The sequence below is a fragment of the Tissierella sp. genome (genome assembly GCF_031460495.1).
Classification (GTDB): Bacteria; Bacillota; Clostridia; order Tissierellales; family Tissierellaceae; genus JAVKTS01.
The window spans coordinates 209,718-230,179 of sequence record NZ_JAVKTS010000003.1; the positions used below are offsets into that span (position 1 = coordinate 209,718).

The window sequence follows — 20,462 nt, forward strand, 5'->3', positions numbered from 1 at the left end:
AGTCATAATAGTATCTGGTTAATCTTTTCTTTAATATTATTTCTAAGCTCTTCATTAGTTGCTACTGGTTGTCTTCTTGTTCCATAATATCCTTCCTCTATCAATATCTCAACCCCGTGGTCTTGCATTACTCTTTTCATTGCTTCAATTGTAAACCCCATACTTAAGGAATCTGGGCCAGCACAAGTCCCAATTATAATGGATTTTATTCCCTTTGAGTCTAACTGACTGCTCCAGCTACCACTTCCAAAATCAAATAGTGAAAAAAGTCTATCAAGAAATATTTTCATATATGGAGTAACATTATAGTTGTAAGAAGGTGAACCTAAAATTATTCCTTCCGCAGTTTTAATTTTATCAATTACTAAGCTCATATCATCATTATATTTACATTTCTTATTTCTGATACAAGACTCACAACCATTGCAAATGTTCTGCTCAATTTCACTTAATACAATTTTATCAACTTTTCTTCTTTGTTTTTCTAATTCCTCTATGTAATAATCCATTATGCTCTCAGTATTTTTTCCTCGTCTTGGACTACCTAATATTGCCATCCATCTTTTTTCCATAATGCATCCCCCTTAGATAAGATTATTAAAACAATCCAAAATACATTATCTCTTCTTAATCTTTATAATTGAATTAATCACTATGGCTATCAATGGCCCTAGTATAACTCCTATGGGTCCTAATATCATGGCTCCTAATATTGTTGCAATGAAAGTATAAAGCGGTCTAACTCCAATTTCCTTACCTACAATCTTCGGTTCTATAAATTGTCTCACGATAACTAATACAACATAGATAATGGCTATATTTGCACCCATATCTTTATTTCCTACAATAAAGCTAATTATAGACCAAGGTATCATAACAATACCTGCTCCCAGAACAGGAATAATATCTAATATTGAAATCCCTGCAGATATCAATATAGGATGTGGGGCAGCTATTATCGTTAGACCTATGCTTAGGATTATAAAGGTTATAAACATAAGTTTAAATTGAGCTTTCATATAGCCCTTAATACCTATTCCAGTATCACTTATTATTTGTTTTAAAAAATCTTTTTTGTTATTCATTTATATTATCTCCTCCCAACTATCCTAACCAAATAACACCATTATTTGGAATTATATCATATTTCTGACTATCCACTCACATTATTTCTTAAACTGAATAAAATATTGTAATTAATAAATTAAGGAGGTAAAATAAATGTTACCATTATTAGGATGTCATAGAATACCTCAGATAACTGAGCTTGTATATGATGCCATTGTGGATGAAGCAACTGCAGCTGAATTCTATGGAAGATTATTGCAAGAAGCACCAAATGATTTGCATAGGGAATTTATTCGCGATGCCATGGAGGATGAATTAAATCATTTACAAAAATTCACTACACTTTATTGTTATCTTACTGGTTATATGCCTCAATATGTCATCACTCCTATAGTATATCCAAATTACAAAGAAGGAATCTTGATGGCTTTAAAGGATGAATTAGACGCAGCTTCATTCTATAGAGATGTACAACTTTCTACTACAGATCTATTTGTAAGAGATACCTTTTACTATGCTATGGTAGAAGAATTAGAACATGCTACTCGATTTAGCACTTTGTACAATACTCTTTAATTCTCATCAAAAAAGCATATCAAGTTGATATGCTTTTTTATAACAATTTTATTGTTACAAATAATGGCAGCAAGCATTAGAATATTTTATCCATATAAATAAGAAACTATATTACTAAGAAGTAAATCTCAGCAATATAATGGAGGATTTTTATGGATAAAGTAAAATATACTATTTTCTCTCTTAGTTTAGTCTTAGTATCATCAAAAGCTTATTCTAATAATGTTAAAAATTATCTAAAATCAAAAGACAATGGAATTAATATTAGTAAGGATGTAGAATATCAGTTAAATAAAAGAGATAATAATTATGATATACCTACTATCTCTGGGGAAGTAACTAATATGCCTTGGAAAAATGATAGTGATTTTTTAAAGGCTAAGGAAGAAAACAATACACCTCTTCTCATTGCTGGCTTTTGTTCAGTTCTTAAAAATCCTTTGCCTGGAGAAGAATACAATGTTGGTCTCGCTTGTAAAAAGGCTAAAGGTCAGATAATAAAATCATCTGATATCTTTTCTCAAAATATTGCCATAGGACCTTATACAAAGCTTAGAGGTTTTAAAGAAGGTGCATCTTATATAGGTGGAAATATCATCATGACTGAAGGCGGTGGAGTATGTAAGATTGCCACTACTCTTTATAATCTAGCAGCATTATCTAATTTAGAAATTATAGAAAGACATAATCATTCTATGCCAATTAATTATGTCCCTTATGGTCAAGATGCTACTGTTGCCTATGGTGTGAAAGACTTCAGATTTAAAAACACTACTGACAATACCATATTAATTTGGTCTGAAATGATTGGCAATAGATTGTATATGGGATTCTATGGTAGTGAGAAACCACCAAAGGTAACATGGAATCATGAAATTACCAATGTAGTTAAACCATCTGTAAAATATATTAAAAACGAAAGTTTAAATTCTGGTGAAATGAAAACTGTACTAGATGGAATGGATGGAGCTACAGTTAATTCAACTATTACCATATTTTACAATGATGAACATTATATTATCAAAAACATGGGCACTAGTCACTATTCTCCACTACCTCGAATAATTGAAAGCAATTGATGTATGCTTTATTAATTAATGGGTATAAGTAAATCAAGTATAAATAAGTAAGGAGGCATTTATATGAATGAAGATAAGAGAAGTTTGAACATTAGAAAAGAATATAAATCAGCAAAAGGAACATATGAAAATGATACAGATCCTGACTTTGGATATTCTCCAACAGATATATATTATAAAACAGAAAAAAAATTACCTCATTCCAAAGTATCCATTCCAACATATGATGCAGTAATAGAAGCAAAGGAATGGGTAGACGATATAAACAAAAAATAGCTCTTAATTGAGCTATTTTTTTTGAATTCACCCTTGACTATGAACATCTGTTCTGGTAATATTATACTAAACAAATGTTCGCATATGGAAAGGAGGTAGTTTTCATTAATGGTAGAATAATATTTCATATAGATGTTAATTCTGCATATCTTTCTTGGGAGGCTGCCTATAGGATACAGCATGGTGCAGAAATTGACTTAAGAGAAATTCCATCTATTGTTTGTGGGAATCAAGAGAAAAGACACGGTATAATATTGGCTAAATCTATTACTGCTAAAAAATATAATATAATTACTGGTGAAAGTGTGCATTCCGCATTACAAAAATGCCCTCATTTAACTATGGTTCCTCCCAATTATGAACTTTACATAAAAGCTAGTGATGCCATGAAGAATATACTAGAGGAATATTCACCAAGTATACAGCGTTATTCCATAGATGAATGTTTTCTTGATTATAGCCATGGAAAAAAACATTGGATTGATACCACCTATGAGATAAAAGAAAGGCTTAAGAAGGAACTGGGTTTTACTGTAAATATAGGAGTTAGCTCTAATAAATTACTAGCTAAAATGGCTTCTGATTTTAAAAAACCAGATATGGTACATAGTTTGTTTCCATATGAAATTAAAGATAAAATGTGGCCTTTGCCAGTGGGTGATCTTTTTATGGTGGGTGGCAAAACTAGAGCAAAATTAAATGGTCGAGGCATATTTACTATTGGGGAATTAGCTAATCTGGATAGGGATTATATACACTCCTGGCTAAAGAAACCTGGCCTTCTTATTTGGGAGTATGCCAATGGAATAGATAATTCTTTAGTAAGAAATAATCCCCTTCCTATGAAATCTGTAGGGAACTCCACCACCATATCCTTTGATGTAGATAATAGGAAAGAAGCCCATATGGTTTTACTGGCCCTATCAGAAAAAGTAGGTATGCGAATAAGGAATATAAATCAATGTGGATATGTAGTATCTATTAGTCTAAAAAACAATGATTTTTTTTATTCTTCACACCAAACCAGATTAGACATACCTACAGACTCTACAAATACTATATATAGAACTGCAAAAAAGTTGTTTGATGAACTCTGGAAAGGAGATCCCTTGAGACATATTTCTTTATCTATATCAAACCTTTTAGATAATGACTTTTTTCAACTTTCTCTATTTAAAAGTATTAATAAGAAGGAAGAGATTTTAGATAAAACTATAGATAAAATTAGAGCAAAATTTGGCCAAGAGTCTGTCTTTCGATCCTGCTTTCTATATTCAGGAATCGATCCTCTCATAGGAGGAGTTATAATGGAGGAAGAATATCCAATGATGTCTAGTAAAATTTAAGGGAGATGTAAGTTTATGAAAGTTTTAATGAAACCTATAGAGATGATTGCTTGGTTTACTAATGATGGATATCCAATTCCTTTAAGATACAGGCTCACGGATGAAAATATGTCCAATATAGTAATTAGTGTAAATAAAATATTATTTAAAGAAGAAGAAAAAATTGCTGGAAACAGAATGGTGTTATATAGATGTGAATCCGTCATAAACCATACTCTAAAATTATTTGAGCTTAAATATGAAATTGGAACTTGCAAATGGTTTTTATTTAAAATGTAATAGTTTTTTATTAAAATGTGATAATTTTTATATTTAATGCCATACTAATCCTATAAAGATATGAAAGGATGATGGTATGGAAAATCCAAGAGCTATTGCTGAAATATTAAATCAAGCAAAGAAAATAGAGGATAATAACTTTTCTAATATGGAACATTTTACAAGCATTAGTATGTTACTTAATGCAAATGATTTAGGGAGAACAAAGGATAGGGAGTTATCAGATAAGTTTAATAAGCTCAATAAACAGATGGAAGATATCAACAAGTTAACATCAGATTTGTTAAATGATTTGGCAACTAGACATAATTAAAGTGATGGATTTTTCCATCACTTTAATTTATTCTATGGGATAATTTTTATAAAAATCTACTCGTTCTTCTAATGTAGGATGACTATAATACCATATTTTATATATATTACTTGGTCTAGGTAATCCTAGACTTTGCTTATATAACTTTTCCATGGCAGATACTGCTGACTCTCTATCTTCTGTGAGCATTATCTCATAACCATCTGCTTCGATTTCCATATATCTAGAAGCATAATTTGTAATTGGGGATCCAATAAAGGAATAAATGTTTAATACTAGTAGCAATAAAGGAAGTGCTGCTATATCCTCAAGCTTTCTAATGCCAAAAGATCCATTAGATGAATTTAGTATCCAATTAGATGTAATATATGTTAAAAACAATATAATTAAAGTACCTAATCCACCTAATAAAATGCTCTTCCAAATATGTCCCTCTACATAATGGCCTATTTCATGGGCAGTAATACTAAGTACCTCTTCCTCTTCTAGATTATTGATTGTGTTGTCCCATAGGACTATCCTCTTTGAATGAAATACCCCTGTCATATAAGCATTCATAGTCTTAGTATCTTTACTCTTATCGACCTTATATATATTAGCATCTTCTATATCTGCCTTATGAAGAAGTTGTGTAATCTCTTGCCCCAATTTCTCATCTTCTATTGATGTATATTTGTTAAATATGGGATCTATTATAAAGGGAGAAATAAAAACCATAAATACAATAACAGGGATGGCTAATATTGACATTTGCAGCCACCAAATCCTTGGACTTCTTTGTATTATATAAAATGGAATAAATATAAAAAGAGATATAATTAAATCATTTATTACAAAACTCTTTAATGCAACTTCAAGCCACCTATTAAAAGTCTGATTTGATAATCCGTATTTATGACCTAGATGAAAAGAACTATAATAATTTAGTGGAAGATTAATTAAAAACATTATGGTGAAAAATATAGCACCGTACAATAATCCTGTAAGAAACAATGACTTATTGTTCTCAATACTAAATCTTATCCTATATGATATCCTAGAAGTTAAAAATAATAGAGGAATAAGGAATTGCAAAATCAATCTAATTGCCCAGATATTCAAGCTATCTTTCCTATAACTATAAGCTTCCTCAGATAAGTTCGGGTATTCAACTCTTAATTTTTTCATATTCATATATTCACTACCTACTACTATAGCAATAAATGCTACTAAAAAAACGAAAAACAAAATGATCGTAAGTTTAAGTTTTTTATCCACAATGTCACCTCTCATATTAGACTTTGTCCCTTAATAATACTATTCTATTAAGTCTTAAAATATTATCACAATATCTATATTATAACAGATAATTCTAAGAGGATACTTATATTAGTAAATATATTTTTGTAATCTTCAGACAACAAAAAACCAGTAAAGATTCCCAAAATATCTTTACTGGTCCATAATTCCCCTGCCCCTTTGATTTTCTCTATATAATAATTATAGATCTATTTTCTTTTCTATTAAATATCCTGTACTTAAAAATGCACCTACACTAGCTAAAACATGGCTTAGTACTGAAGCAATGTTCAAATATCCATTGAAATTATTGTCAATTAATATTATTTGTTCTGCACCTGTTACGAAATCTGGTAGCATACTTAACTCATAGTAATGTGAAATACCAAAGCTGCTTAAGTTTATAAAATATGGAATTGCTCCACTAATTTTTAATATAATATAGCTTAGTACCGCATTTAGAATTAAAAATATTACAAACCATAATCCACCTATTTTCTTATTCCTAATACTAACACGACTCAAGGCCATTGAAAAATAGATTAAAATCAAGGTCATTATTGCTGACAAGCCCGATATTAATACTACTGATATCCAAACAGAATTAACCATACCCAATGCTTGTTTTACTATATTAAGCCATTCTGAACCATATAATATAATGGCCAATAGCATATTGAATAAAAATGTTCCTATGCCTAAGACTGCAAACCACATAATTGCTACTATTAGCTTTGCTCCTAGTATTTTATTTCCCGTAAGCGGTAGTGTAAAAGTTAAATAGCCCCTATCCTCATATAACTCTTTTTTAAATGAACCTATTATATGAAAGAATGCTGTTAAAAATGCTCCAAAGATAACTAATACAGATACAAATAGCATAAGTCCTTTAAATCCAGTGACATTCTGTGGAGTATTTATGTTGTCAAATTCAACGAATTTAGATACATTCATTTGTATAATAGTTGAAGCAATTATCAAGATAGATAAAATCCCTAGAATAAATTTGTAACTTCCCTTTATTTCGTATTTCATATATTTTCTCATTTTATCCCTCCTATTCTCCGAATATTTCTTTGTAAAGATCATCTATTTTCATGGATTTTTCTTCCCTTAAAGCCTCAGCGTTTCCTGTTGAGTGGATTTCTCCTTCTCTTAAAAAGATTACATCATCAAATATATTTTCCATGTCCCGTACTAAATGAGTAGTGATAAGCATTGTACTATCTTCGTTATAGTTATTTATTATAGCATCAAGTATCTGATCTCTAGCTACTGGATCTACTCCTGCTATTGGCTCATCTAATACATATACCTTCGCCTTCCTTGATAATACTAGAGTAAGGTTAAGTTTCTCTGTCATTCCCTTGGAAAGAGAACTTATTTTCATGTTTCTATCTAATTTCATGAACTTCAATAAGTCATATGCCTTGTTCTCATCAAAATCTTGGTAAAAATCTTTATAAAAATTAATAGCCTCTTGTATATTCATCCAATTATACAGGAAGTTTCTATCAGGTAGATAGGAAATAACTGATTTAGTAATTGGTCCCGGTTTATTGCCATCTATTAAGACTTCTCCTTTTGTCTCTCTTAATATCCCTGTAATAATCTTTATTAAAGTGGTTTTTCCACTTCCATTAGGCCCTAAAATCCCTACTACTTTCCCTTTTGCTATATTCAAGGATACATTATCCAATGCCTTTTTATTAAAATAGGATTTAGTAAGACCTTTGATTTCAATAATATTCTCCATTATTTATCCTCCTTTACCTTTTGATTAATTAAATCTACTATTTCATCCTGATTAAATCCTAATGATTTCATCTCTGCAACAAAATTTCCTACAATAGTAGAAGCCATTGTTTTCTTTAAATCTTTAATGATCTCCACATCCTCTGTTACAAAAGTCCCCATACCTCTTTGTGTAAATACTAAATTTTCTCTCTCTAGCTCTTGATATGATCTCTGAATTGTATTTGGATTTACTTTAAGTTCTGTAGATAATTCCCTGACTGATGCCATTTTATCTCCCCCTTTTAATTCCCCTGAAATTACTTTTTTCTTTATGAAATTCATGATTTGCACATAAATTGGTAGATTATCATTAAATAACATATTTTTCACCCCTATTCTTATTGTTCTAGTGTATTAATTATATAGTACACTAGTATTATATGTCTGTCAAGGATATTTGTTAACTTTTTATAAAATATTTTAGATAATCAAAATCAAAAGAGCTAAAACCTGTTTAAATACACATTTTAGCCCTCAATTAATTTATTAAATTTGCTAATATATTATATGGCTTAATTTACATCTATTCCACCCATCAAAATGAAACATTTGATTTTTAATATTGGTGCGTTAGGATCTGTATTGTTCCTTGCTTTGTTCTCCCATGCTCCAAGCAGTGGTACGCCAGTAACTTCAACTCGCCAATCACTAGGTACATAAATTTCTATTCCACCCATTATTACATTCAATTCTAAAAAAGCTTCATTGTTATATAGTACTGCATCCCTTAAGTCTAGGTCTATTCCACCCATTACTACAGTTGCTTTTCCACCTTTGAATTCTTGTGATTGGTTGTTTGTTTCAATTGCTCCCATCATGGTAAATGCATCAATGGTATCCTCTAAAGTTATGTTATTCATTTTTTTTTTGCCTTTTGAACCATCCATATTAAAATTAGTCCTTACTTCAACAAAACCATTTTTTGAAAAGATAACACTTAGTCCTACTAATATTAAAATAATAGGCCAAATTAATTTATAAACATTTATGTCTAGCAAATCTAGTTTATCAATTTGAATTAAACCACCAATTACTATTAAAATTAAATTTCCAGTCTTAGATGATCCCCTATCAAATAATCCTACTAAGCCAAGCAAAATCAATAAACTTGGCCAATATACTCTAAACATGTCACCAAAGGTAATAATATCAAATTGCTCCAGCAAGAAACCTCCACCTATTAGTACCAATATAATACCCCAGAAATACTTACCATTCATCTTCTCAAATCCCCCTTTTACTCACTTCTAGCTATTCACTGATTTTTCTTGACTTGTCTCCACATACCCTCATTGCCTCAATAATTGCTGTTCTAAATCCTTTTTCTTCTAGCTTAGCTACTGCTTCTATGGTAGTTCCTTTAGGTGAACATACATTGTCTTTTAGCTGCCCAGGATGTATTTCAGTTTCTAAAACCATCTTTGCTGCCCCAAGGACTGCTTGAGCTGCCATATTATATGCCTGTTTTCTAGGTATTCCCTGTATTACACCCCCATCTGCCATAGCTTCAATCATCATAAAGACATAAGCAGGAGACGAACCACATAAAGCAGTAAATCCATCCATTAGAGATTCATCTAATATTTCAGCTCTGCCAAAGCTATTAAATATTTTTAGAATCTCTTTTTTACTTTCTTCATTAATGCCATCTCCAAAGGTTAGAGCAGTCATACCTTCTCCTACCATAGCTGGAGTATTTGGCATAACTTTAACAATTAATACTTCCTCTCCCAAAGCTTTTTTCATAAAGTCTATACTAATTCCTGCTGCTATTGTAATAACTATGCATCCTTTTTTTATTTCATTCTTTATCTCTTTCAATATTTCTTCATGCATATATGGTTTTACTGCTATAACTAGATAATCTGATTCTCTTGCAACTTTTTTATTATCTAATGTAGCTCTGATTTTATATAATTTTTCTATCTTTTCTATTGTTTCTTTAGACCTAGCGGAACCCATTATTTTATCTGGAGTAATTATATTCGACCTCAATATCCCTCCTATAATTGCACTTGCCATGTTGCCACAGCCAATAAACCCAATATTCTTTTCCATTATGACACTTCCTTATTATTTAATATCTAATACTTGTGATTATAATATATCACAAGTATCCAGATTCAGTAAATAAGAATAGCTTCTAAAAAAATTTAAAGTAGCTCTTCTTGAAACTCATTGACGTAAAGTTCTAAAATGAAAAGATTAAATAAGTAGAACTTTCCTATTCGTTATAAGAAACAATCAACTAAAGACTGAATAGTTTGTAAATCTATTGACAATCTTATTTTTTTGTGAATATAATAAAGTATATACAATAATATTTACATGGCAAAGCTTATTAGAATAATATCTTAACTGAAAGGGTGATATTATGAATAAGACCAAGCTTTTTAATATAATTTCTATTATAATCCTAATCCTAATTCTTTTCGTAGGATTTTCTTATCAATTTGCTTTTTCTAAAAATGAATTTCCTAATGAAATAATATCTAAATTTCAAAGTTTTCTCTATGAATACACTAGTTTTGATGATGAATTACCTGTGCTTTTTGCTGATGATAACAATAAGTCTCAAAGCAAACCATCTTATATTACAAAAAATGATGCCCTGGAAGATATAGATTATCTATTTAGCTTGTTAAAATATGGTTACTCTGGTTATGAGTATTTTGGAGGGGATGAGAAATTTAATTCCGCTAAAGATAATATGATATGGTCAATAACTGAATTCAATGGAAAAACTATTTGTCCTAACAAACTCCTAGATATTATATATTCTGAACTAAAATTTATCCAAGATTCCCATTTCACTATAGGCAGTTATAGAATGTGTCAATTTACCAAGTATTTTTCTAGTAGAAAATATACATTTAACAGAAATGCAGATGGATTTTATACTTCTATTGATAATGAAGTTTTTTATCTAAATACAGTTAACAATGGTGATCCAGTTGATTATTTGAAATTGTCTCTAGATGACGATGGGAATATTATCTACAATCTTGGAATTTTACATGATGCTGAGGATATTTCTATATCTGTTGATATTTCATTAGTATCCAAAGATAATGCCAAAAATGAAAAGGTAAGTTTGTTTGAATACATACCAATATATAGAGAAAAGTATAATAGCTATAATTATTATGAAATAGATGATATTCCTATCTTGGAAGTAAATTGTTTGTGTAGAGTTACCCCTGAGGATAATACTATGGAAGAATTTATTAGTCATAGCAACAAATTAAGAGATAAAGAAGCAATCATCATAGACTTAAGAAACAATGATGGTGGAAACCTAATTAATGTTGAGGAATGGTACAAGGGTTTTACTGGGGAAAAACTTAGGAAAGATATTGTCAAAACAGGTCTATATACAAATACTAGTCTTACTCTAGCTAAACATAAGTTTGAAATTAAAAAAAACGAAACCGAACGAGTAAGGAATGAATGTATAGAAACTATACTTGATTATGAAAAGGAAGATTACTTTCCTGGATGGAGTAGTATAGAGTATGAAGACTTTGAACCTGTAGAAAATAATGTAAAAATATATATTTTAGTAGATAAAAATACTTCTTCTGCTTCAGAATTTCTCACATATTATCTTAAGAAATTAGATAATGTCGTTGTTGTAGGAACTAATACCAATGGATGTGTATTGACTGGTAATTCTAACTCAGCTTATTTACCACATTCAAATATACCCCTAAATATCTCCCATATAATTTATATGACAAAGGACTTTGATGATATTGAAGGTATAGGAATTCTTCCAGATTTATGGATAAAACCTGATCAAGCATTAGATAGATTAGTCAAATATATTAATAATAACAAGCAAAAATAAAGGTACATTTATCTATTTTAATAGATAAATGTACCTTTTTCTATAGCCTTCTTACTTTCGTATTTTCTGCGCCATAGGGTCAGCTATTATTTCATATCCTCCCATGCTGGCTACTGTTATCATTAATGCATTGACAATGGAAAGTATAATACCTTGAATACCGCTTGATTCTCTAGCAAATACCATTGTAAGAACTAAGGCTACAATAAAAGCATATAGTCTTACAACAGAATCACCAAATCTCTTCTTTACAATGGATTTTGTAAATTGTACTATTATTGTTACAGCAGTTGTAAGTCCAACAAAAGTAGTCAAGATATCCAGATTCATAAAATCATCAAACATTCCAAGGCCCCCCTTTAATAATAATCCTTAATTGATATTATGCTTATATTAAAGGGCTTATGATTAAATAAATCCTCTTAACCTCTCATTCCATAGATTTTTCCAATTGGTAGAGTAAACATTAAACCTACCCCAGGCTTCTCCATATCTCCTAATATTTCTTGAACAGCCTTAACCGCATTTTCTAATACTTCTTCATCTTCAATAACAGTAAATATAGTTTTATTATACGGTCTAGCATTATCTAATAAGGATCTTAATGCACCGAAAAATGGTTGATCCTTACCACCATTAGTTAAAGCACTACCCATTCCTTGACTATCCAATATTGTCGCACCTTTTACGCCTACTTCAACAAATGCATCTAATATATCGTCTAGGTATTCCGTTTCATTGAGGACTAAAAATAAAGCATCCATAATCTCACCTATCCTTTCAAAATTAAGCTGTTTTTTCCTTTTTTGCTTTTTTTATGTTCATACCATCTACTTCTCCAGCCTTTGTGATAGCAATTTTAGCTAGTATTGGTCCAACTATTTCGTATATTAGAACAGAAAATAGTATTACTGTAATAATAGAATCACTTAGCTGAGGCAATTCTTTTCTAACTATCATTGATAGACCGATTGAAATCCCACCCTGGGTAAGTAAACTCATACCTAAGTATTTAACTACCTTTTCCTCTGAATTCACAGCCTTTGCACCTATGGTTGCCCCTATATATTTACCAGATGCCCTTGCTATAATATACCCAATACCTAGTATTCCTACAGTTGATAAAACTTTAATATTTAAGCTTGCACCTGCAATTGTAAAAAACAGAAGATTAATAGGTGGTGTAAATTCATTGATTGTATTAAATATTCTACTAGAATTCTGTTTCATATTAACTAAAGTTGCTCCTATCATCATACAGGTTAAAAGAGGAGAAACATTGAAAAAGTTAGCAGCACCATTTCCTAGCAAAATAAATCCAATAATCATTGTAAGTAATTCATCCTTGTTTTTTGCCTTTTTAACCACATAAGTCATTATTATACCTATAACAAATCCAAGTGCTATAGAACCAAATATTTCAGCTAATGGATTCATAATTATTTGAATTGCAGTATAGCTTGCCACACCTGAAACCATCTTAGCTAGAGATAAACATACTCCGAATACCATAATCCCTAGTGCATCATCAATAGCTACTATTGGTAAAATAGTCTTTACAAGAGGTCCATTTGCATTTAATTCTCTTATAACCATTACTATACCTGCTGGTGCAGTTGCTGCAGACATGCTTGCTATTACAAGACTAAATGCCATCGATTGCTTCAGAGGAAAATACATTGCTAAAAAAACTATTACAAATGCTCCTATTACTTCAGCGACAGTAATAATAAATACACTTTTCCCCACTTTTTTCATGTCCTTCAGCAAAAACTCATTTCCGATGGCAAATGCAATAGCTGCCAATGCCATTTCATTTATTATATTAAATGATTCTATATCCTGTGAAGTTACTAAGTTTATAAATGAAGGCCCTATAAATAGCCCTGCCACTATGTAACCAGATACATTAGGAAGCTTGAAATAGTTAGCCAACCTTCCCCCTATTATGCCTACTACAATTATTATGCCAAGTTTGAAAAGCAAATCCAATCTAAACATTCCTCCTTAAAATATTTTTATTTCAACTCTTACGAGATAAATTATATTAAGTCCATACACATTGTGAATTAAACCCATACACATTATACAACATAAAAAAAGATAAGTAAACTTAACCACCTATCTTCTCCCCCTAAATTACCCTTTTATATCCATTCTTTTCTATGATTTCCCCTTTATTATTTATGTTTTATTATATTAATAGTTCTCCACCAGCTATATGAGTTGCAGATCCAGTCATATAGATTCTATAATCTTCATTAAGTTCTACAGTCAAGCTCCCACCTTCAGTATTCACTTGAACTTTCTTGTCCAATTTGTTTAAAATATTTCCTATGACTACAGATGCACAGGAACCTGTACCACATCCAAGGGTTCTACCAGCGCCTCTTTCCCAGGTATAGATATTAATATTATTAAAATCTATGACTTCAATGAAGTTCACATTTGTCTTTTTAGGGAAAAGAAAGTGATTTTCAATCTTTTTTCCTAAGTCATTTATGTCAATTTCACTGACATCCTGCAAAAATATGACTACATGAGGAACTCCTACTAATAATGCTGAGTATTCATAGGTTTTATTATCTATTTCAATGCTTTCTCCTATTATATTTTCCTTATCCAAGTCAACAGGAATTTTCTTTCCTTCAAATATTGGATATCCCATATCTACCTTAATCAACTGAACCTTATGATTTTCGTTAGTCTCTATATCTACATATTTTATTCCAGCCAAAGTTTCAATGGAAATATTATCCTTATCTACAATGTCATAATCATAAATATATTTTGAAAAGCACCGAATACCGTTGCCACACATTTCTCCCTGAGTTCCATCTGAATTATAATAAATCATCTTTATGTCTGCTACTAAACTATTTTCACATACCATGATTCCATCTGCACCAATGCCAAAATGTCTATCACAGACTTTTAATGCTAATTCGCTATAATCTTCCATGGTTTTTTCCATAGCATTGAAAATAATAAAATCATTACCTGCAGCAACTAATTTATCGAATTTCATATATTCCAACTCCTTATGAAATAAATTGATTATAAATAATTATATCATAATATTATATTGCATCTATATAATACTTAAGATATATATATCTTGGGCAAAAAAAAGCTTGTAGCAATGGCTACAAGCTTAGTTTTAGTGATATTTTCGTTTTATTCCAAAAAGTTCATCCTTTGTATACATTGCTATTTTATAAACATGGTCTGCAATTCTTTCAAGATTACCTATCATATCTATAAATAGAACTCCTGAGTCCACACTACAAGTTCCTTCGTTTAATCTTCTTATGTGATTTTCTTGGAATACTTCGCTCAAATCGTCAATCTTATCTTCAAGCTCAACGATCTTTTCTATGTATTTATTTTCACTTTTCTTTAAAGTAATAGATGTGTTATTAAAAATTTCAATTACAATGCCCTCTAGTTCCTTTAATTCATTAATAGCATTATCAGTAAATAAAAGGTTTGCATCAATCTTTTTATTATATAGTGAAGCTATTTCAATTACTCTATCTCCAGACCTCTCGATATTGTTCATGCTACTTATTATAGCTGGAACCATTAGGGATTGACTTTCAGTTAATTCCCTTCTCGATATCTCTACAACATAAGTGGTCAAATCCTTCTGCATACGATTTATAATATCCTCATTATCTTCAATAGCACTTAGTTTTTTTGTATCACCTGTATATACTAATTCCATTACATCTCTAATCATCTTCTCTAATATTCCAATACCTCTAATAAGTTCAGCTCTTGAAACTTCTAGTGCTGCAATAGGCGTATCCAAAAGCAGTTTATCTAATACTACTTTTTCTCCATTTCCATCATGCTTTGGTTTTATTAATTTGTAAAGGAATCCTACATAATATTTAGTTAGTGGTAAAAATAGTAATGCACTCAATAAATTAAACAAAGTATGAGAGTTTGCAATATAAACTGATATTCCTGCATTTGGAACCATTTTATCCGATATCCATATTACTATATCCATAAAAACTGGCAATGCTAACCAGGTAATTGCAACTCCAAATATATTATAAAGGGTATGAGCCCATGCAGTACGCCTTGCATTTATATTTCCTGTCATACTGGCTAGTTGTGCTGTAAAGCAAGTTCCTATATTATCTCCTAGCATTATGCAAATTGCTGACTGTAAATCTAATAATCCAGCTTGGCTAAGAATCATTACCAGTCCTACTGTGGCAGCACTACTATGTACCATGGCAGTTACGACTATACCTAATATTACTCCTACCACTGGAATGGATGCATATTTAGCAAAGAAATGTCTTAAAGCTTCACTTTCCTGCATATAGGGAATACCACTATTTAATATTTTAAGTCCTAAAAACATAAATCCAAAACCCATCAAGGCTTGACCAATATTTTTCAACTTTTTATTTTTTGAAATTGCAAATATTGCAAAACCTATTCCCAAGACGGGAAGTGCTATGTCTGTAAGCTTGAATTTAAAGCTAAATGCCATAAGCTGAGCTGTTATTGTGGTTCCAATGTTGGCACCATATATAATCCCTACAGCTTGAGATAAGTTCATAAGCCCTGAGCTTACAAATCCAACAGTTAATACTGTTACAGCAGTACTACTTTGAACAATTGCAGTAACAAAAATACCTACTAAAAATGCGCTCCAGACCCTACCTGTTAAAACAGTAAGAACTTTTTTCATCGTCTCTCCAGAGGCCTTTTCAAGACCCTCTCCCATCATGTCCACGCCATACATTAATAGAGCCGTTCCGCCAATAAGTCCAAATATTAATTCCTGCATTTTTATTCCTCCATTAACTAATTATTAATTTGTAATAGTTAGTTTTTTATCTAATTTCTCTAGGTTAAATTCATAATAAATTATACCATAGTTAACTATTAAATAATATACATAATTTAAAGCATTTTATAAGCAATATTATTTTACTTTTCGTACACATAAAAATATGCTCCTCTTTGTAATAAACAGTTCTTATTACTTAAACTGTCTACTACAAAGGGAGCATATCATAAGGGATTAATCAATATAGGTCTTAGATACTTATATCTGATTCCATAGTGCCTGACTTCTTGGCTGTATCAAAGATAGTTTTAGCTGCTTCTAATGCTTCTATAGCACTATTTATTTCCGTTTGCGTAGCTTCGCCATTTTGCATCTCTTCTAAAGCCAAGGACACTACAGCTTCGTAATCAAGCCTATCTGCTTCCGTTACCCATTTATTACTTGTTTCTATATCTGATCCATCTACACTAATACTAACTGATCCTAAGTTCATGTTTGCTTCATTGATTGCTCGTTCTAATGGCTCTTTAATCCATTCTGGGTAATCTGATTCTCCTGGTTCTTCTTGATCTCCTAGTTCTTCTTGATCTCCTGGTTCTTCTTGGCCTTCTGGTTCTTCTTGGTCTTCTTGGTCTTCTGGTTCTTCTTGGTCTTCTAGTACTTCTGGTACTTCTGGAACTTCTGGTAATTCTGGCTCTGGTGCTGGTACAGAAATAGGTGGTTGCGCTACAACAGTGTTTTGTCGCATTCTCTCTTCTTCTAAGGCTTTTCTCTTTGCTTCAAAAGCTGCTCTTGCTGCATTATCTGCAAGCTTCTTTGCATATTCTTCCGCTGCTTTCTTCTTCGCCGCTTCCTCCGCTAATTGCTTTGCAGCTTTTTGTTTCTCCAGTTGTTCCTTCAATTTATTACTTAATTGTTCATTTTGTTTTTTCAATTCTTCTTGTTTTAATTTTTCTTGTTCCATCATTTGTTTTCTTCGTTCTTCTAGTAATTTAATTTGTGCCTGTTTTTGCTTTTCTTGTTCTGATAATTGCAACGGTTTTACTTGGTTCAAGTCAATCTTTTTAATTAATTGTTCATTAACTTCATCAATTATTTTTTTGATTATATCCTGACTCACTTTATTTTGTCCTATGGCACTTTTAACAATGTTACCTATTAAATTTTCTAAATTATTATTAATCCTTTCAATTTCAGCTTGGTTTAGGTTTTGATCTTGCTGCTGTTGTGACATTAAATTTTGCAAATACTCTTCATTTTCCTTATCCATAGCTTGCTTACTCTTTAAAATTGCTTCGATAATCGCATTACTTGTATTACCAATTAAACTATCAAGATCTGCAATGTTCCTATAGTCCTCAAAATCCTCATCCATATCTCCTTCTATGCTTATCTGCTGAGATGGAAATAAAGTTGTACCACTTGAATCATCTGTATCTTTTTTTGATACATAACCAACTCCTGAAGCTATAAAGAACTTTGACTCCCCAGTTTCTGGATCTACACCTACGAGTAGAGTTGTGCCTTGAATATCCATAAATCCTTCAGGTGTCTCAATTTTAAACTCATCTTCAGAACTGGCTAGTGAAGAAGCTTGTATCCACACCGAGCCACTCCAAATGAACACTCTAGTTTTCTTAATTCCTGAGATATTACGCAAGTCTGAAATATATAACTGTGCCTTTTCTCCAATTGTTACTTCATCTTCGCTATCCAATACTTTAAATACTAAACTAGAATTTGCTTCTGTCGTGATATGGTCTCCGTGGTATAGGGCCATCCCTTTAAATACTCTAATTTTTTTGACACCACCAGCTCGACTAAGCTCTACGATCCCAACCACATCTTCCACCCGAGCCTCTCTCAAAGACTCTACAGGATGTTCCATTTTTCCCTTAAATTCTATTTCAGAGCCAATTTCCCTCAGAATAACTGTCTGATTCTCATGATCCCACTGCACATCCAGATTCATCTCTTCACTAAGAGCTCTTAAAGGCAAGTAAATTACAGATTCATCAATAAAGGGTGCTATTTCTATAGTTTTTTCAGTTTTGCTAGTGCCTTTTTGTATGATAATCTTAGTATCGTCTATTGTAAACTCTATTGTTACATCACCATTTATTACATTAATGATCTTTTCACCATCAGGGATTTCCACTGAGTATCCCATTTCTTTCCCATAGGTCAAAATCGGAACCATCATACGTCCATCAACAATTTTTGTAAGTGTATCTAATACAACCACATTGGAATCCTTAACAATCTTATTCTGTTTATCCTGTGGTAAATCCTTCGGCAGTTGATACAAGGTGAATTTACGAATCAGATTATTATAGCTGTCAGCAACTATTATACTTCCATCTTCCAAGACAAGGACATCCGTTGGGTTATGAATTTGGTTATATCCATTAATCCCATCTGCATTCCCATATCTACCCCTGGAATCTCCTATTAATGTTGTGACACATCCATTAAGCAGGTAACGAATTCTATGGTTTAAACTATCAGCTATTAAAAGCCCTCCCTCTTCTGTTACAGCTAAGCCTTTTGGAAAGTTAAATGATGATTCCAAAGCAGCACCATCTGAAAATCCTCCCTCTGCATACATTACATTAGTCTGTGAACTAGAAACACTCTTTTGTATATTTCCCGCTACGGTTGTAACGGTATTAGCCTCAAAATCAATATAGCGTAGTAATTGATTCCCCGAATCACTAACATATAGATTTCCTTTACTGTCAAGGGCAAGACCTGAAGGCTCATTGAATTTAGCTTCTTGAAGATTACCGTCTAAGTAATCACCTGCTAATTCAACCAAACCATCCATGACTTCTACAGCTCTTTGGGAAACCGCATTAAGAGTTGACACTTCTCCTTCAGTTGTGATTTTACGGATAAGATGATTTAATGTATCAGCTACATATAAGGTCCCATCTTTAGCAACAGCCACATCTAGTGGATTATAAAACCTAGAATTCTTCCCTGCTCCGTCTTGATGACCAATTAATCCATCTCCAGCTACTGTAGTTACCTGCCCATTAGATGAGATTACACGAATACTATTATTCCCTGCATCAGCAACATATACATTACCTCGCCTATCTGCTATAAGTCCTGAGGGATTGGAAAATACTGCAAGGTTGCTACTTCCATCAGACCAACCTCCTAAGGGATTGCCATATATGTCATCTTCAAAAGTAATCCCTGCATATGTTTTAACTTGTCCATCTTTTATTTGGCGTATCCGCTGGTTCATACTATCAGAAACCACTAGGGATCCGTCAGGCAATGTAGCCACACTATAAGGGGAGCTAAATGAGGCAGAAAATGGACTTCCATCCTCTAGGGTGAATCTTCCATTCCCTGCAAAAGTATCTACTCTAGATAAAACTTCCTTTTGACTTCCTGTCAAACCTTGCCCAGGAGATACAGTACCTACTGCTGTACTGCTGACTAAGACGATTACAAGCAATGCATAAATGATTGTTTTGTATGTTCTTTTCATAGTACCCTCCCAATTTATTGGTATTGTCAAAGATTAAAACATAGGATCTCTGGCAACCCTTGATTTAAAACTTGTTAATGATTGAATATTTGTTGATTGTAAATTCTTTGTTATCTAGGAATATAAAATAATAAAGGAGATATTAGAAACCAAACCTCATTCTTTTATAATGCCTTATATTTACTTAAACTGAATATGTTGGTAATTATAGTTTGTTTATTACATTTATTACCCAAATATCCTTATTAAATCCCAAAGTTTTCTGGTCTTAAATACTTG

At 31.6% G+C, this 20,462-nt stretch carries 21 protein-coding genes; 7 read left to right on the forward strand and 14 right to left on the reverse strand.

Translation table 11 applies throughout. From position 1 onward, the window contains the following. Positions 1-2: 2 nt before the first annotated feature. Both RIN63_RS08690 and RIN63_RS08695 read right to left on the reverse strand, forming a co-directional pair. On the reverse strand, positions 3-572 hold the full coding sequence (locus RIN63_RS08690; protein WP_310444331.1) for a flavodoxin family protein: 570 nt from the start codon (positions 570-572) through the stop codon (positions 3-5). Between the two features lie 45 nt (positions 573-617). Beyond that, positions 618-1,085: an AI-2E family transporter gene (locus RIN63_RS08695; RefSeq protein WP_310444332.1), complete on the reverse strand. Its 468-nt coding sequence runs from the start codon at positions 1,083-1,085 to the stop codon at positions 618-620. Positions 1,086-1,221: 136 nt separating this feature from the next. Between RIN63_RS08695 and RIN63_RS08700 the strand changes: the two genes are divergently transcribed. From RIN63_RS08700 to RIN63_RS08725, 6 genes are all read left to right on the forward strand, one after another. Continuing rightward, positions 1,222-1,644 (forward strand): ferritin-like domain-containing protein, encoded by a 423-nt coding sequence (locus tag RIN63_RS08700; RefSeq protein ID WP_310444333.1) that lies wholly within the window; start codon positions 1,222-1,224, stop codon positions 1,642-1,644. A 152-nt stretch (positions 1,645-1,796) separates the two neighbouring features. Beyond that, on the forward strand, positions 1,797-2,723 hold the full coding sequence (locus RIN63_RS08705; protein WP_310444334.1) for a VanW family protein: 927 nt from the start codon (positions 1,797-1,799) through the stop codon (positions 2,721-2,723). Between the two features lie 63 nt (positions 2,724-2,786). Then, on the forward strand, positions 2,787-2,999 hold the full coding sequence (locus tag RIN63_RS08710; RefSeq protein WP_310444335.1) for a DUF3787 domain-containing protein: 213 nt from the start codon (positions 2,787-2,789) through the stop codon (positions 2,997-2,999). Between the two features lie 74 nt (positions 3,000-3,073). After that, positions 3,074-4,345 carry a DNA polymerase IV gene (locus tag RIN63_RS08715; protein ID WP_310444336.1) on the forward strand — a complete coding sequence of 424 codons (1,272 nt, stop codon included), beginning with the start codon at positions 3,074-3,076 and terminating at the stop codon, positions 4,343-4,345. A gap of 15 nt (positions 4,346-4,360) precedes the next feature. After that, entirely contained in the window at positions 4,361-4,624 is a 264-nt protein-coding gene (locus tag RIN63_RS08720) for a hypothetical protein (RefSeq protein ID WP_310444337.1), read from the forward strand. A gap of 76 nt (positions 4,625-4,700) precedes the next feature. Then, positions 4,701-4,937, forward strand: coding sequence for a hypothetical protein (locus RIN63_RS08725; RefSeq protein ID WP_310444338.1), 237 nt, complete (start codon positions 4,701-4,703; stop codon positions 4,935-4,937). Positions 4,938-4,964: 27 nt separating this feature from the next. Here the strand turns inward: RIN63_RS08725 and RIN63_RS08730 are convergent, their stop codons facing one another. The 6 genes from RIN63_RS08730 to proC form a co-directional block, all read right to left on the reverse strand. Beyond that, on the reverse strand, positions 4,965-6,194 hold the full coding sequence (locus tag RIN63_RS08730; protein ID WP_310444339.1) for a M48 family metallopeptidase: 1,230 nt from the start codon (positions 6,192-6,194) through the stop codon (positions 4,965-4,967). Between the two features lie 222 nt (positions 6,195-6,416). Beyond that, entirely contained in the window at positions 6,417-7,262 is an 846-nt protein-coding gene (locus RIN63_RS08735; protein WP_310444340.1) for a hypothetical protein, read from the reverse strand. A 10-nt stretch (positions 7,263-7,272) separates the two neighbouring features. Beyond that, positions 7,273-7,971, reverse strand: coding sequence for an ABC transporter ATP-binding protein (locus RIN63_RS08740; RefSeq protein WP_310444341.1), 699 nt, complete (start codon positions 7,969-7,971; stop codon positions 7,273-7,275). Further along, the gene (locus tag RIN63_RS08745) at positions 7,971-8,333 is read right to left on the reverse strand and encodes a GntR family transcriptional regulator (RefSeq protein WP_310444342.1); all 363 of its coding nucleotides are present in this window, start codon (positions 8,331-8,333) and stop codon (positions 7,971-7,973) included. Before RIN63_RS08745 ends, RIN63_RS08740 begins: the two co-directional genes overlap by 1 nt. 191 nt (positions 8,334-8,524) lie before the next feature. Then, positions 8,525-9,232 (reverse strand): LiaF transmembrane domain-containing protein, encoded by a 708-nt coding sequence (locus tag RIN63_RS08750; RefSeq protein ID WP_310444343.1) that lies wholly within the window; start codon positions 9,230-9,232, stop codon positions 8,525-8,527. A gap of 31 nt (positions 9,233-9,263) precedes the next feature. Beyond that, entirely contained in the window at positions 9,264-10,070 is an 807-nt protein-coding gene (proC, locus tag RIN63_RS08755; RefSeq protein WP_310444344.1) for a pyrroline-5-carboxylate reductase, read from the reverse strand. A 316-nt stretch (positions 10,071-10,386) separates the two neighbouring features. On the opposite strand from proC, the gene RIN63_RS08760 reads away from it, so the two are divergent. After that, on the forward strand, positions 10,387-11,862 hold the full coding sequence (locus RIN63_RS08760) for a S41 family peptidase (protein ID WP_310444345.1): 1,476 nt from the start codon (positions 10,387-10,389) through the stop codon (positions 11,860-11,862). 51 nt (positions 11,863-11,913) lie between these two features. On the opposite strand, the gene RIN63_RS08765 is transcribed toward RIN63_RS08760, so the two are convergent. The 6 genes from RIN63_RS08765 to RIN63_RS08790 form a co-directional block, all read right to left on the reverse strand. Further along, positions 11,914-12,207, reverse strand: coding sequence for a hypothetical protein (locus RIN63_RS08765; RefSeq protein WP_310444346.1), 294 nt, complete (start codon positions 12,205-12,207; stop codon positions 11,914-11,916). Between the two features lie 77 nt (positions 12,208-12,284). Then, on the reverse strand, positions 12,285-12,626 hold the full coding sequence (locus tag RIN63_RS08770; protein ID WP_310444347.1) for a P-II family nitrogen regulator: 342 nt from the start codon (positions 12,624-12,626) through the stop codon (positions 12,285-12,287). A gap of 22 nt (positions 12,627-12,648) precedes the next feature. Continuing rightward, positions 12,649-13,863 carry a cation:proton antiporter gene (locus tag RIN63_RS08775; RefSeq protein WP_310444348.1) on the reverse strand — a complete coding sequence of 405 codons (1,215 nt, stop codon included), beginning with the start codon at positions 13,861-13,863 and terminating at the stop codon, positions 12,649-12,651. Between the two features lie 193 nt (positions 13,864-14,056). Continuing rightward, entirely contained in the window at positions 14,057-14,890 is an 834-nt protein-coding gene (dapF, locus tag RIN63_RS08780; RefSeq protein WP_310444349.1) for a diaminopimelate epimerase, read from the reverse strand. A 132-nt stretch (positions 14,891-15,022) separates the two neighbouring features. Continuing rightward, positions 15,023-16,675: a Na/Pi cotransporter family protein gene (locus tag RIN63_RS08785; protein ID WP_310444350.1), complete on the reverse strand. Its 1,653-nt coding sequence runs from the start codon at positions 16,673-16,675 to the stop codon at positions 15,023-15,025. A 253-nt stretch (positions 16,676-16,928) separates the two neighbouring features. Further along, on the reverse strand, positions 16,929-20,183 hold the full coding sequence (locus tag RIN63_RS08790) for a stalk domain-containing protein (RefSeq protein WP_310444351.1): 3,255 nt from the start codon (positions 20,181-20,183) through the stop codon (positions 16,929-16,931). Positions 20,184-20,462 lie beyond the last annotated feature (279 nt).